This is a genomic window from Bacteroidota bacterium (assembly GCA_016720935.1).
Lineage (GTDB): Bacteria > Bacteroidota > Bacteroidia > AKYH767-A > 2013-40CM-41-45 > JADKJP01.
This window is the reverse complement of record JADKJP010000004.1, coordinates 37,304-51,989: the sequence shown is the minus strand read 5'-3', so window position 1 is coordinate 51,989 and position 14,686 is coordinate 37,304. Positions and strand designations below refer to the sequence as shown.

At 37.9% G+C, this 14,686-nt stretch carries 13 protein-coding genes; 3 read left to right on the top strand and 10 right to left on the bottom strand.

What is annotated here, in order from left to right; translation table 11 throughout:
- Positions 1 to 134: 134 nt before the first annotated feature.
- The 9 genes from IPP86_04465 to IPP86_04425 form a co-directional block, all read right to left on the bottom strand.
- Complete coding sequence (locus IPP86_04465) at positions 135 to 1,355, bottom strand: hypothetical protein (GenBank protein MBL0137769.1); 1,221 nt, start codon at positions 1,353 to 1,355, stop codon at positions 135 to 137.
- A 156-nt stretch (positions 1,356 to 1,511) separates the two neighbouring features.
- Entirely contained in the window at positions 1,512 to 2,489 is a 978-nt protein-coding gene (locus tag IPP86_04460) for a hypothetical protein (GenBank protein ID MBL0137768.1), read from the bottom strand.
- 69 nt (positions 2,490 to 2,558) lie between these two features.
- Positions 2,559 to 3,827 carry a hypothetical protein gene (locus IPP86_04455; protein MBL0137767.1) on the bottom strand — a complete coding sequence of 423 codons (1,269 nt, stop codon included), beginning with the start codon at positions 3,825 to 3,827 and terminating at the stop codon, positions 2,559 to 2,561.
- Positions 3,828 to 3,871: 44 nt separating this feature from the next.
- A complete protein-coding gene (locus IPP86_04450) occupies positions 3,872 to 4,834 on the bottom strand; it encodes a hypothetical protein (GenBank protein MBL0137766.1) in 963 nt (320 codons plus the stop codon).
- Between the two features lie 325 nt (positions 4,835 to 5,159).
- Positions 5,160 to 6,719 carry a hypothetical protein gene (locus IPP86_04445; protein ID MBL0137765.1) on the bottom strand — a complete coding sequence of 520 codons (1,560 nt, stop codon included), beginning with the start codon at positions 6,717 to 6,719 and terminating at the stop codon, positions 5,160 to 5,162.
- Between the two features lie 295 nt (positions 6,720 to 7,014).
- Complete coding sequence (locus IPP86_04440) at positions 7,015 to 7,164, bottom strand: hypothetical protein (protein MBL0137764.1); 150 nt, start codon at positions 7,162 to 7,164, stop codon at positions 7,015 to 7,017.
- 216 nt (positions 7,165 to 7,380) lie between these two features.
- Entirely contained in the window at positions 7,381 to 7,965 is a 585-nt protein-coding gene (locus IPP86_04435) for a hypothetical protein (GenBank protein MBL0137763.1), read from the bottom strand.
- Positions 7,966 to 8,164: 199 nt separating this feature from the next.
- The gene (locus IPP86_04430; protein MBL0137762.1) at positions 8,165 to 8,482 is read right to left on the bottom strand and encodes a T9SS type A sorting domain-containing protein; all 318 of its coding nucleotides are present in this window, start codon (positions 8,480 to 8,482) and stop codon (positions 8,165 to 8,167) included.
- A 17-nt stretch (positions 8,483 to 8,499) separates the two neighbouring features.
- On the bottom strand, positions 8,500 to 10,113 hold the full coding sequence (locus IPP86_04425; GenBank protein ID MBL0137761.1) for an exo-alpha-sialidase: 1,614 nt from the start codon (positions 10,111 to 10,113) through the stop codon (positions 8,500 to 8,502).
- Between the two features lie 361 nt (positions 10,114 to 10,474).
- On the opposite strand from IPP86_04425, the gene IPP86_04420 reads away from it, so the two are divergent.
- From IPP86_04420 to IPP86_04410, 3 genes are all read left to right on the top strand, one after another.
- Positions 10,475 to 11,089, top strand: a complete 615-nt coding sequence (locus IPP86_04420; protein ID MBL0137760.1) for a hypothetical protein — start codon at positions 10,475 to 10,477, stop codon at positions 11,087 to 11,089.
- 416 nt (positions 11,090 to 11,505) lie between these two features.
- Positions 11,506 to 11,892: a hypothetical protein gene (locus tag IPP86_04415; GenBank protein MBL0137759.1), complete on the top strand. Its 387-nt coding sequence runs from the start codon at positions 11,506 to 11,508 to the stop codon at positions 11,890 to 11,892.
- Positions 11,874 to 13,043, top strand: coding sequence for a hypothetical protein (locus IPP86_04410; GenBank protein ID MBL0137758.1), 1,170 nt, complete (start codon positions 11,874 to 11,876; stop codon positions 13,041 to 13,043). The genes IPP86_04415 and IPP86_04410 overlap by 19 nt, the downstream gene beginning before the upstream one ends.
- A 98-nt stretch (positions 13,044 to 13,141) precedes the next feature.
- Here IPP86_04410 and IPP86_04405 read toward each other — a convergent pair whose 3' ends face one another.
- Entirely contained in the window at positions 13,142 to 14,488 is a 1,347-nt protein-coding gene (locus IPP86_04405; protein MBL0137757.1) for a T9SS type A sorting domain-containing protein, read from the bottom strand.
- Positions 14,489 to 14,686 lie beyond the last annotated feature (198 nt).

Here is a 14,686-nt window from a genome sequence, read left to right as displayed (position 1 = left end):
GTTCGTGTATTTTGATAGTTGTTTATGATTTGGTCTGAGTATTGATGCTTATTTTATTTCCTTTGCATGCAGGATATGAAAAATGAAAATTGTGAATTGTTAAGAAAATATATATCCTTTTTTTGAAAATTCACTTACCTCATAAGGCAACTGATACTTGCTATCGGTATTACTTGTCTTAATTGCAAATTCTTTTCTTTTTCATTTAAAACACAACGGATACCGTAGCTTAACACTACACTGTTGCTGATTTTCCATTCGCCACCGAAAGCGAAGATAAATTCCTCCTTAATGATGGATGTTTTCTTCTTACGGGCACCATTTTCAAAGGTCCATTTTACTTCTTCGAATGTCGGGATGCGGTTTTTGGTATAGAATCCTTCTACGAAGAAGTTGTAACGGGGAGAGCCGTATCGTAGATTTAAACCATAAGAAAAAATCCATTCTTCGCCTTTGTCGAATATGATGGACAGGGAATCCCTTTGCGTTGTTTCAATGAAAGTTCCGTCGAAATCAAAAATGCTGTCGGTAAGAACAATGTTGTTACTATCCGGGAGGGTGACTTTTAAAAATTCGCACCTGATCTGGGCAGTTAGGAGCCATTTTCGGCCCATGCCAATTCCTGCATTTAACCAGCATACATTGCTTCGGGGCTCGAATTTAATACTGTCTATTCTTTCAGACGTGAACCGGTTGAAAGAGAAAGATCTCCCTGCAGCAAGGTCAATACTTGTAGCGTTCCAGTATCTTCCTTTCAGTTCCTCAAGTCTCTCTTGCATGCGTTGTTTTTGGTTTGCCTTTAGGGCATCACGTTCATCGGCCTTGGCATATACAAGCCTTTCCAGTGAATCTTTTTCTTCTCTTGTTTTAGCAAGGAGGAATTGTTGTTTCAGTTGAATGAAATCGCTATCAAGCAAGGCTTGTTGTGCTTTGAAGTCGTCTTGCAAATCCTGGAATGAAAATTTATTTGTTACCAATGGATCGTAACGTCGATACAGTGTAATTTTTCCGGCATAGGAGAATAGTCGAATAGAATCATTAAAATCCAGGGAGCCGGCAGATATATTCAGTGTGGAAAGGGTTTGCAGGAATTTCCCCGCGTTTTGATATTTCTCTGGTGTCGGGCGATTGTAGAAGACAGCCCAAACCGGCTGTGCTTCAATAGCCAGGTTAGGGGAGAGCCTGTATGATTTGAAAGACCAGTCAACCTTAAAGTCACGGATCGCTCCCGGTGTAGATACAAGGGAAGAGCTCGCGTCAAGCATCTGAAATGCGGGTGATGCAGGAATGGATATTTCCGTCGATTTGGGAATTTCTACAGGTGATTCCTGGGCAAGGGAAATTGCGGTTATCACAAAGAGAAAGGGTACTAGGAATATTAATCGAAGCATAGTATTATTCATTCATTGACAATTACCTTAATTTGGAAATATTAATCTGAAATACAATCAAGACATAAATTTATTTTGATTCAGTTCAGGTAAAATTGTAAGTCATATAAATTGATTTTATTATTTTGTTTTCATCTGAATGTCTATATCCTTAGCGCGCAGTCCAATTCTTTTTGTCGATGCAGTTGCTCCGGCTGAAGCGGAATAGGAAATGATTTCAACATTCATTAAACGGATGGTCATCAATATTTCTTTCAGGTCAGTCCCTAAAATTGTGATTTCCCCTTCTCTTAAATCTGTTGCCCGGTTTGGAGATTCAAACCAGTCGTTCCAGGGTCCGGAATCTGCAACCGGGATTTCAATAGTAAAGTCACTGATGCTAATGGAATCTCTCCTTCCGTTTGCTGCCCGGGTTTTCTCGATGTTAATAGAACTGACAGATAAAATTCTTTGAGCAGGCAGATTTCCTAAGCTAAATTTGAAGTTACTGCAGAAGGCAGGCTTTGATTTAGGTAACAGTGAATTTATTCTATTCCCGGTGTTATTTTCAGTTTGAACATTGTTAGATGCTATGTTGATCTTCACTTCAAATGGAGTTCTGTCAGACCTGTTTAATGCAGGAAGGGAAATCTCATTCGTTGTGCATTCTGAATAATCTCTCTGTTCGATATTTTCATAACTAAAATTTGTAAGAATGGTGGTCATAGTATAATCTTCAGGCGCTAATTTACATTTGTTCAGATTCTTAGCGATTGCATCCAAAAAAGAATGTGCAGACATTCTTGAGACAATAGTAGTGAAGTGTTTCACTGTGCTTCCTATGAGTGTGTCTTTGTAATCTAATTGAGTCAGATGTGCAGAGCTTGCTCCATTTATTTGCACAAAAGCATGTCCCGTAGCATAGCTCCTTGTTCCGCTTGCCATCATGGTAAATGTGCTGGAAGTATCGCTTATCTGTTTTGTAAATACAGGGAGTTTTTGCAAATACTGTATGTCAAGAGTTTTTGGTTTAATAACAGGTGCAGGCTTCAGCTGGCCAAACGATTCAATAGCTGATAAGGTTAAGAGCAACGATAAAGAAAATTTAAAAACTTTCATGGTCTTAGTTGTTTTAAGGTGGTCCGAATACTTTTTTAGGCACAAATTCATAATAATATATGTATAGGTTTAAGGATAATCGGAGAGTTTTACTGCGAAAACACAACGATTGTCTTTATTGTTTTTCTCTGTTTCGTATTCTGTCAGGCACCACAAATTTTCATATATCAATTTTTTTTGCGAATCAACTATTTTTTCAAGGTATAGGTCTTCGGCACCATGAGGCCAACGGTATCTTGTTGCATGATCGGCGCCATCTACATAGGTTAACAAACGCGCCGTGGAACCATCAAAGTTGTCTGTTCCTGTAATTGTCATGTAGGTTTTGTTTCCTTCACGATAAACTCCCTGCATCCCATACACAACATCAGTTTCTTTGTCTTTGGGTATGATCCTGGTTACCAGATTCGTCAGGATTCCTTGAGCGTTAATACTAAATCCATAAATCTTTGGTGTTCGGTTTTCTTTTTTAGCTTCGGATTCTGTAAAGTATTGTCCGGTCCACATAATTTTATCATCTGAAGATTCTCCTTCGCCAATTTCAACGGAGGAGAAGGGGGTAGCCATTGGAAGCTTGTAATAGCCTGATTGAGGAAGAATATAATCATAATTAAACGCGCAAATTCTTCCCATATTATTACCGATGCTGTCTTCAGTTGGATTAGATTCGACACCAACAATTTTATTTAACTCGAATACACGGATTCCTAAATTTGTATCAGCAATGTATATTTTGCCGGCGAAACAGGTTACCCCACCGGCATGGGTGGTCACTGGAATGAAATCTTTTAACTGCTTGTATTTCGGAAGATCCTGATCAAATAGATCCGTGTCAATTTTATTTGAGGCCTCTTGAACAAGCAGTATGTGGCGATATTTAATATTATTCATGTTGCTTATATCAACAAGTGAAATTCGTGCACCTTTGAATTCGTTGTAAACATTTTCAATTTTAGAAGCGTCAATAGCATACCAGGTAACAATTAAATATCTTTTAGACCCTTTCTGAAATCCCGCTATACCCTGAGGCCTCCACTCATTTGTTTCTTCATCACCATTGTTCCATTTAAAACCAATAGGGTTTTTATCAGCAGGAATATTGAAACCATATACATTTTTAAACCCAATGCTTGTCGCATTCCTGTTTAAGTCGATTTGTTCCGGTGTTTTAAAACCATAGGAAGAAAATTTGGAAACAAATGCGTATTCATCTTCGAAATTAACTTTTACTTCAATTGGAGTTATAGCGCTATTAATCGTTCCGGGTTTTTGAGCGTTTGCAAAAAATGAATTTAGTAGAAAAGGGAGAGCGAAAAGTATTGGATTTGCTTTTTTCATAATTTCGATTTTATCAATGGTGTTGCCAGAGAAAATTTTGGAAATCAATGATTGTAGATTAATTCGCATTTGGTGATTGCAACATTGGAACGAGAGCGAGTACCACAGCATAGTATTGATGTGCTCCTACTGGTAGATGAAATGTCAAAATAGAGTGAACTGTTGTTAGAATTTGATTGATACATACTAAATTGAATAGGATGCACTTTGTCATCATCAAAAGAAGAGTAGGTGCAAAGAGGTGCGCACGCTGACTTGTAATATGTTTCAGAATACATTTCTGGCAATCCTTGAATTAGGACAGAAATGTATGAGCTACTCACTGCGCTTCCACCGATTCCCAGGGCTTCTCCATTTAAGTCGGTGCGATAAGTGAAATTTAATCCAACTGGTCGATTGGTGGGAGAGATTGCTTTTGTTTTTGTCATGCTGCCTGTCGCTTCACATGAGTACGTGGCACTTAAACCGGAAGTGCTAACATGCAGACTTCTGTTTTTTGGAAAACTAACATGTGCTGAGCAATCTTTATCCTCATCCTCTGAATGATTAAAGCCGGTGATATCTTCTGTTGTAGTAGCGCTGGTTGAACTATAGGATTGAATTGCGCTATTGTTTGTTTCGCGCTCAAATACAATTCCGTATTTATTTACCACAGAAAATTTATATGCGGGGTATTTTTTGCTAAGCGTTTCAATCACAACTTTGTAGTCTACTCCCGCTTTTTTTACAATCGACCCGTACGCGGCATCATTTGCAGACAGGTATTTATTTATAGCTGCTTTGCGGGCAACAGAATCTTCAATGGCATTTGCTTCGCTAATCTCTTTTGAAAGTCGTTCGAATAATTTAGGATCCTTTTTTAATGTCACTTCAATTTTGGTGAACTCGACCGCTATGTCACTTTTTATTTCGTTAATAGCAGGATCAATTTTTTTCTGGGAAAAGCAAAGGTTTGCTTGTGAAAATGTAAGGATAATTGCAAGAGTCAGGAAGTTTTTCGTTTTCATGGGAAAGAGTTAATAGGTTTAATTTAGTCTTGTTTACAAAGAAGTCGTGGACAGTAAACTTTAGAATATATGGCGGGATGAATGTAATTTCAAGCCAACATTGCTTTTATTAACTAATTGGAAATTCAGACTATTATCAATAGAACCACAAATGGAAATTGTTAAGATGTGTTCAGAACTATTGATTTAATAGCAATGACTATTGACATTTCGAAAACTTTGGAATATCAAAGCCGAATATAGAAAAAAAATATAATCAAAAAAAGTGAAAAGTCCCGGCTTCGGCAAAATTTGCCGAAGCCGGGAGCTGGGATAACTTAAAGATTCAAAGCGCCTTCACCTCAATACTCCACAACACCTTTACATGTGAACTGTTCGGATCGTTATTTTCGTAAAAGTTCATTTCGAAAAACTCATCGTTACCGATCCGGAGTGTTGTTTTCTCTCCTGGTTCCAGGTCGTCAATCTGATCCATATAACGTCCAATAACGATATCCCTTGTGCCATCTGTGCAATCCCGGCATGTGTAATCAATATTTGAAATGATTTCTTTGTCTTTCAGTGTTCCTTCAACTGTAAGTATCGAACCGCCAAGGGAAGTATTACTAATACCTGTTTCAATGACTTCTTCAACTCCAATCTGTGTGTAGCCGTCCTGGCGGGCTTTCGTTACGTCTTCAGGATCATATGTGCGGCCTGTTCTTGACCAGAATGTATGTCCTAAATTTATTTGTCCGTATTCGCTCTCATATGTTTTTAGACGCAAGGATCCGAATAAGTCCTCGTCAACATCCGTGTCGATCACTTTCGGGGCGGTAAGTTTCACAAGTTTGAGTTTTACATCGTACTTCCGGTTGCATTGAGCTTCGTCTTTAACAACTACCCATGTCGCACGACGACCGACATTGTTTGTTTTGTAATCTACCCAGGCATATCCGTCATCACCCCAATAAGTCCCCCATGAATTTCGTACGAGCCATGCATTTTTGGAGTCATCCCAACCTATTATGACAACAGCATGGTTGGTGGTGGGATTTGTATAATTACTTGGAGTTTGCTTGAAAATACCCCCGGCGTAATCTCCGAACAAGCGTGTAGCCTGTATACTGCAGGAAATGGCGCCATACCGGCAAAGGGCTTCCTTAATTTGAGTTACAGTTGGTATCTTGGAAATATCACCTGAAGGATCTACAATTCCCCAATCCATCAGTTCTGTGTGGGATAAAGGCCCTAAATCAAGATTACATGGCGCATTCTCTCCATTGTCAGCGATTTGTGTTTCCAAGCGCATTTTCCTACGGGTATTATTCAGGAACTCGTATGCTCTGTATGTGTATCCTCCGGTGCAGGATCCACCTCCTGAACAATTCACAAGAAAAGCTTCACTCAGATTCTGATTGGATGGAATAAGACGTGTCCTGTAAGCCGCAAATTCAATCGCTCCCACAGCACAATAAGCCCAGCAATTCCCGCACTGTTGATAACGAGCAGGAGGAACCGTTTGATGCTCTCTTAAATCATATTTCGGTGCAGAAGACATACAAACAACTTTTAAAATTTTGTTGATAGTCTTTGTAGTTGCAGAAGAAATTACCTTTTTGGAATAAATCGCCTGAAGTCTTTTAACTTCTGAAGCAGGTACTTCCAGTTCTCCGGTAAGCAATTCCAGATTCACAGAAGATACTTCAGTTGCTCCCACTAAGAAACCCAGCTTCTGATCAGAAATTAATTTACGTTGAGTTGCCAGACGGGATTTGATGTCAGGACTGGCAATCACTTCACGATCCACAAATGTCTTGTTAAGTTGTAAATCCTGGGCATGTGAATTTGTTATTAAAATTAAAAGGCAAAAGAATAGTATGCCCTGAAAATGTTTGAATTTCATCTTTTGGTTTAATTAAATAGGTGAATGAATGGCACTGTAATAAAGTACTGTTTAGGTGATTAAAGAGAGATTTGAAAGAGAGTGAGGTATTGCTAAAGCTTTAAGAGGGGCATCCCGCAATACCTTGTCAGCGCTGCAATTTAAGAGGTTTCCGGAAAATGGCAAGGGGAATGATTTGAAAAATATCAGGGTATTATTGCATGATCAAAAAAAATGTAGAAGAGATCATTGAAAGTGGATGGGATAAACAATAGATGCAAATGGTTTAAAATAGGTAATGGTTTTCCTGATCAGGTTATTGTACGACCACCTGTTTTACCACTTGTTGTCTCTGAGCATCCGTAATTCTTGTAAAAGATACTCCGGTTTTGAATTTTTCAGTGTCAATGGAAATAGTGGTATAGCATGCATTGTTTTGATAAGCCGTCTTATTCTCTGCATTCATTATTTCAATTCTAAAGAGATCATTTTCTGGTATAGAAATTTGAAGAAAATGTGAGTCGGAAAAGTATTTTACACTGTAGTTATTTTTTGGCGAAGATTGTTCAATTGACGTCAACATTCCGGTCACGACATTGTGCTTTGCACTACAATTTACTCCGTCATTCGCACACCAGGAAATATTTGAATGGTATCAAGTTTGGTATTTATTGGCCCGGATTTACAGACATTCAATATTTAGCTCCTTACGATCAAAGTAACAGTTGATGTAAATTGCTGAACCTTCGGTGCCTCCACTCATATAGCTTTGAATCCAGAATGGTTTCTTTCCCGGGATTTTTATTTCATAGCTGGTCATGTCACTCGTGTCGTCGCACTTCTTCAGCAATTTCGCCTTGTATTTATTTTTTCCAAATAGATACTCAATTGTGGTTTGGTAGGATACATCTTGTGATAAATCAGGACTGATGCTGAGCTGGGAATAACTCGTGTTGTTGCCTTCCAATGAAATGGACCAGGTACATGAATTTGTGTTGCTGCCACAAACAAAGGTTTTTCCGTTAATCGCAATTGTTACTTCCTGCGTAAGCAGATATTTTCTCGTTACTTTATTCATTTCCGGATTTCCTTTTAGGATTAGAGGGTTGGCAGGACGTGCAGCGTGAGCCCACAAAGGAATTACTCCGGCTTCTAATGAATCTGGTGCAAGGCTTTTGATGATTTCGAACAATTCGACTTTTTTAGCCTGGCCATTTGCCAGCAATGCGATTGATATCAGTAGGAATAAACTTGAAATTGTTTTCATATATCTTGTTATTTGATTTTTGACTTAATGAAAAAAAAGGTTAAGAATTATTTTTCACGTGGAGCGTTATTTTTAAACCTGATAGTCTTTATATTTAATTGAGGTCTTTATTGATATCTTGTAAATCTTTTACATTTGAGATAGGTACGTTTACATCCACGCTGAAATGAAATTTGGAATTTCTTCTCATGTGATAAGATCACTTTGAATCTTCTTGTTCAGGTCGATTGCCCTGAATCAATATAATCTTTTTTTGAAAAATAATTCCTTTCTCCGTATCCAAAGACAAAATATAGAAACCGGACTTTAGACCTTCTGTCAGGAGAACTTTTTCTTTTCCAAATAGGTCATCGTGCATTACTTCCATTCCATTTAGATTACAGATCCTGATTCGTGCATCGATATCTTCTTTCGAAGAAATAATTAGTTTGTCATTTACGGGATTGGGAAAGATATTTATATCCACCTTCGCAATTTCATCAAATCCGGTGACCGTTATAGCGTTACTGCAAGCCATGCATCCGGATGTATTGATTACACACGCATCATAATCTCCACCGACACCATTCGCATTAATTCCCTGCGTAAAATAGGGTAATGGAAATCCATCCAGGTGCCACAGGTAACTGTAAGGGAAGAACCGCCGTAACATCCCATTGTATTGGTGGAGCTTTGATAGACTATCCCGGGCAATCCGGGATAGCTATAGGGATGATAAATCAAATGGAAAAGTTCAGTATTCTGATTACCATAAGCATCCGTACCATGAGCTGTATAGGTGGTTGTTGCGGATGGGAAGGCATAAACTCTGTTTCCTGTTGTGGTGCTTAATCCGGCTGTAGGAGTCCAGGTATAGTTGAAATCTCCGGATGCTTTTAATTCAGTAAAGAAATCATTGTTTTCACAATAGTTGATGGTGTCGTGAGTGACAATATTAAGAGGGTATGAAATCAGGTTGGTATGAATAGACGTTCTGATCTGGTTCCCATATTTCGACGATTGACTCCAGGAGGGACGGATATAATGATCAAAAGCATCCATCATCATGTAATGCCCGTTGAAAGAACCGGAGGCGTTGAAATAGAGTGAGCGGCTGTCAGTAATTTTTACATTGTTAAATGAATTACCCTGATCAGCGGAATAAGCCAGGTACACATTTCTTAGTTTAGTGTAATCTCGCGTATCATAGTAAGATATAAAAATTACTCCGGTGCTGTCATCTACTGCAATAGCAGGTAAGAATTGCATGTAACCGGGATCATCGTCGTTCAGTTTTTGGGAACTGGTCCATGTGTTTCCGCCATCCGTTGATTTCAGAAACCAAACATCAGATTCATAATAGAGATTCGTTTTGTTTCGTCCGTAAGTGACATAAATATTTCCGCGTCCGGGACCACTGCCTTTGTCACATGCAATCTGAATCAGTGAGCCAATAGCATTGGTGTAAAATGATTCAGGAATGGACTGGAGCCGACTATTGGTTGAATCGATATTTATCGCCGCGTTCAACCATGTATCTCCACCATCCATTGACTTGTTAAAAAGAATTCCTGAATCAGAATTGCAAATGACATACACTTCTCCATTAGGCCCGGTCGTTAAAGCACTGTACGGATAGGTACTCACAAACCCCGAATCGAGCAGAAATTGTTTCGGTGTCCATGTTTGTCCTCTGTCGGTTGACTTGCAAAAGGCGAGTTGAAAACGATTATTGATGTAATACGCCAGGAATCCAACATAGATATTGTTTTTTGTATGGACTCCTGGATTTTGGTCGATACATGCAAAGGATTTGTCATGCGCGTATGTAGTGTCAAAATCAATATATGTTTCAGTCGAATAGTGAATGCCATGATCTGTGGATTTGTTACAGATAAGCCGGTCAAGGTTGATTGTAAACCCCGAACCCTTTGAATCATGGATGAAATAAACATACCCGCTGTCATCTGTAAGGATGCAAGGATCTCCATAGGGAACAATTACACTGTTTAAAATGCTGCTGTCCCAGGTCGCACCGAAATCATGTGAATAATATGCGCCAACATATTTTCCTCCATTGGAACGGTTACAAGCCATGTAAACATTTGCAGGATTGATGCGATCAATGCAGATGGCAGGTTCATTGGAGCTGAATGAATCTGTTATCATGACTGATTGCCCGTTTGCAAATAATGTCAGCAGGCAAAGAAAAGTGAATGGAAAAACCTTCATTTGAGATACCAATAGTTTAAAACGGAAACAAACATAAACTTTCCGGAAAGGACCAAGATAATAAAATGGTTTTAGATTTAAAGGGCTGAAATTTTCGAATTCACACTTCAATCCGTTATATCCGGCTCAGTGGGATAATTTTAATAATGCTTTCCCGCTTTTATAGATCCTTTCATAAAAGAACTTAAACTGCTGTTTAGAAATGAGATAAAATTCAGAATAACAGTAGGAATGTATGCGTTTTATTTCTTACATTTAAATGGCAGATAGAGTTCAGGACATATAGCTAAAACAGGCAGTGAAAAGATTCGAAGAAGATTTTAAGGATAGATTGGTTGGGCTTGACTTTGATACCATTGAAAATTTTCCTCACACAATTTATGGATTGTCAAAAGAGTTAAAGCTAAATTACTTCAATTCGGCCTGGTTAGAATTTGCCACAATGAATAATGGTGAACCAGACATTTCTTCCCGTTTTCCGATTGGTACACCGATTGAAAAGGCTCTGGCAGGAGGTATAAAGGATTTTTATATAGACAATTATTCGAGAGTTCTCCGGGATCTCAGAATCTGGAATCACGAATATGAATGTTCAAGTGCAAGTATCTACCGTTTATTTTATCAAAATGTTTATCCCTTAAAAAATGGAGATGGGATAATTATTGTAAATGGAATTCGGATTGAAAAACCTTTTGATGAAGATTTCAGACCAACATCGAAGCATCCAATCAGTGAATATCTGGACGCAAACGGATTTATTGCCCAATGCTCAAATTGCAGGAAAACGCAACGTGTTTCTGACTTAAAATTTTGGGATTGGGTACCTGCATTTGTAAAAAAAATGCCCGAGAATGTAAGTCATTCGATATGCCCGATTTGCTATGATTATTATTGGAAATTTGCAAATGTGTAGACATCAAAAGCATTGTATGTCACTTTTAAAAGGTGAGTTGGCCTGTCTTTCTTATCGCACTTTTCATTCATTGCCTTAAGTATTATTCATTTCAGGAAAATTTATAGCCAGTGTATTAGTAGGTCATTCGATACCGCGATTAATTCAGAAATATATGCCGGATCGGTTGTTACACAGTTTTTAAAATCTGTAAAAGATCATAGCGTCCACTTAAGGCGAATCAAACTTGTGGTTTAACAGTTTTTGAAGGCTCTATTGATAACAGATTTTTCTAATATCAGTTGAATTTTCATATTTTTGTAAATGATGTTTGGTTTGTTTTGTAAGACATATTGTCAAATGAACTCATTCATTAGTTTCCGAATCAATAAAATCATCAAAATGAAAGTGAGATCTGCGATTGTATTGCTTGTTTTTTGTCGTTTCAGTCCTATGCAACACGCTATTATGTAAATGTGAATGCTTTTGGAACAAACAATGGTTTGTCCTGGACAGATGCTTTTACGAATTTACAATCAGCTTTGAGTGTCGCAATTTACAATGACGAAATCTGGGTTGCAGCAGGTACTTATTTCACTTCTGATACGAACGACCGGGATATTTCATTTGTAATGAAAAATGGGGTAAACGTGTATGGGAGTTTTTCAGGAATTGAAACTAGTATAACTCAACGGGATATTACTTTATTTCCAACATTCTTATCCGGAGATATAGGTGCTCCGGGGGACAATTCGGACAATACCAAAAGATCATTAAAATTCAGAACATCGCTACTAATTTTATTTTGGATGGATTTAAAATAGTTTCCGGTTTTGATGGTTCATCATCGGGGGAGGGTGCCGGTGCCTATATCTATAATAATTCCGGAGGAGATATTGAAATTGACAATTGTGTGTTTTATAATAATTATTCCTATTATAAAGGAGGAGCTGTTTCAATTGATGAAACAAACATCACGTTCAACAACTGCGAGTTTTATTATAATTCTTCTTACAATTATGGTGGAGGCGCGATCTATTCAGCGAATGTGTCCAATTCAAATATTACTTTGAATAATTCTAAGCTGATTGGTAATACATCCCGCAGCGGTGGTGCTATCCAATTTGATGGTTATACACTAAAACTTGACAGATGTTTGATTTCAAATAATACTGCCACGTCCGGAAGTATTATCCAGGTGAGTGATGCGAATGATTTCACAATAAGTAATTCTCTTATTGTTGGGAATTTGGTGCAAAATAATTATAGCGCTAGCGTAATCAGTTCCTATTCCATCCAGTCGAATTCTACTAATTTGGTGAATGTTACTATTTGTCATAATAGAAATAGTACATCTTTCGCCATAGCTGATGAGGCTATATACAAATCAAATTCTTCTGCAAATATTTTCAATTGTATAATGTATGGAAATAGTATGTCAGATGTAAACGCACAGGTTAATTCAGGAAATAATGTAGTGAATTGTATTATTGAAAACGGATATGCTTCCGGGATCAATATTTATAATTTGGATCCATTGTTTGTCAATCCTTCTGATTTGGCTTCTGCTCCTTTTGATGGCTCAGCGTTCGATTATTCTCTTCAAAGCAATTCACCTGCTGTGAACCGGGGAGATAATCTATTTGTTACATCTTTCCTTTTTGACTATTCCGGTAATTCCAGGATTCAACAGGGAGTAGTGGACTTAGGCGCGATTGAAAGTTCATATTTGCTTTCTGTACGTGAAAACAATGGAATGGCTGTTAAATACTTCTTTGATTCCGGTTCGAACAGATTGTACTTTAAAGATATTGGTCAGATCCGGGATTTGGAAATCACCGTCTTTGATATCAACGGGAAATTACTGGAGACCGGTAAGATTTCTGGTCCGGATCTGTTTCTTAATTACTCAAAAGGAATTTATATTGTAAAGGTTGGAACTGTTTCCCCTTTTAAAATCGCTATTGCGAAATGATGATTGAAAGATGAGGTTAATCATCCGGATGCTGATAAAACCCTAATAATATTTCCTTATCTACTTAACCCTGACTTTTTTGATTTTCTACCCCGTGTTTATTGCTTTACGATTTTTTTTATCACAATTGAGTTATCTGCAAATTCCAGATTGAGAAAATAAATGCCTGGAATTAGATCCTGAATATTTATTGAATTCTTCTGATCAGCAACAGAAATGTATTTAATCATTTTGCCTTCAACTGATTTAATTTCAATTCCACGGATAGTTGCTTTGCTTTTCAGAAATAAATTATTTTCAGAAGGATTTGGATACAAGGTGACAAGATCATTTTGATCGATACCCTGAATACCAAGTGTGGTAGGATTGGATCGTATTGCACTTGCAGAAGCACAGTTTTCGAAATTTCGCATCAGGTCAAAGTATTCTCCTGCCGCGAATGTAAATGGTGAATTGCTTGTTACTAATCCGGTGATCAGAGAAACACCAATGATAGAACTCCCCGTGCTAAAAAAGTATGTCATTGAATTTGGATCTATAGCAGAACCGGCATTCAATGAATACCCTCCATCTGTAACTTTCACCGGCGATACCGTTGTGACAATTCCTGTATTCGGATCCACCTTTCCGAGTTTAATGTCAACTGAATCCAGGAACTGTAAAGTGTCACCCGGAAATAGAGAATCCACATAATAGGAATAATACAATTTACGAATCAAACCATAGAGGGCTGTATCCGCACAGCTGTATGTGAAATTGTCGAAATATTGTCCATCGCTAATCTGGAATGGAACATTGCTATAGATTGATCCATTGTAAATGTCGAGCCCTAAAAGGTTTGAGCCGGTTGAAAAATAATATACCATCTGATAAGGGTCAATCGCGCTGCCCGCTAATGCATAACCCTGAGAAACAGAGTTAGAAGAAATCTGAGTGATTAATCCGGTGTTTGTATTGGCGCTCGCCAGAAATACTTCACCCACATAGTTCATGGTAATCGAATCATAATAGTTTCTTCTTGCAAGACCATACATGGTGCTATCCGCATTGTTAAATCTGAAGTTGTCGAAATAGCTGGCGGCGATTGGATTGTTGAGAGGAACCTGATTGATCAGCTGACCAGTGTTTAAATCAAGCGTATTCATATTTGTGGCTCCCATAAAAATGTAAGTATTTTCATAAGGATTCAGAGCTGCACCGGTTAAATTTACCGCATCATTGTAAGTGTAATTACCAATGTTATTTACAAACCCAAGAACAGGATCGGCATTTCCCAATCGAATAGTGGTAGAATCCAATTGCTGATAGATAATTGTAGAATCAATGGGGTCAATAAATGTTGAATAATAGTTTTGACGGACGATCCCGAAGAGTTCAGGATTTGAAAATGCGCTGCTTGTGAGGGCGGAAATAAGAACAATACAAGAGAATATAAGAGTTTTCATAGGAAGGATTTTGACGGATTCCCAAATCTGAACAATTCGGATAAAAGAAAGTTTTGCAAAGAATCAAATTACGCAAATATTTTTTAGCCTCAGGCTTGTTCAATTTTTGTTTTGAAAGATGCTCTTGAAGATGGACATTTCATAGCCGCAACATTGAATTCAAACTTTAATAATGAAATTTGAATGTCGTGCATGTGT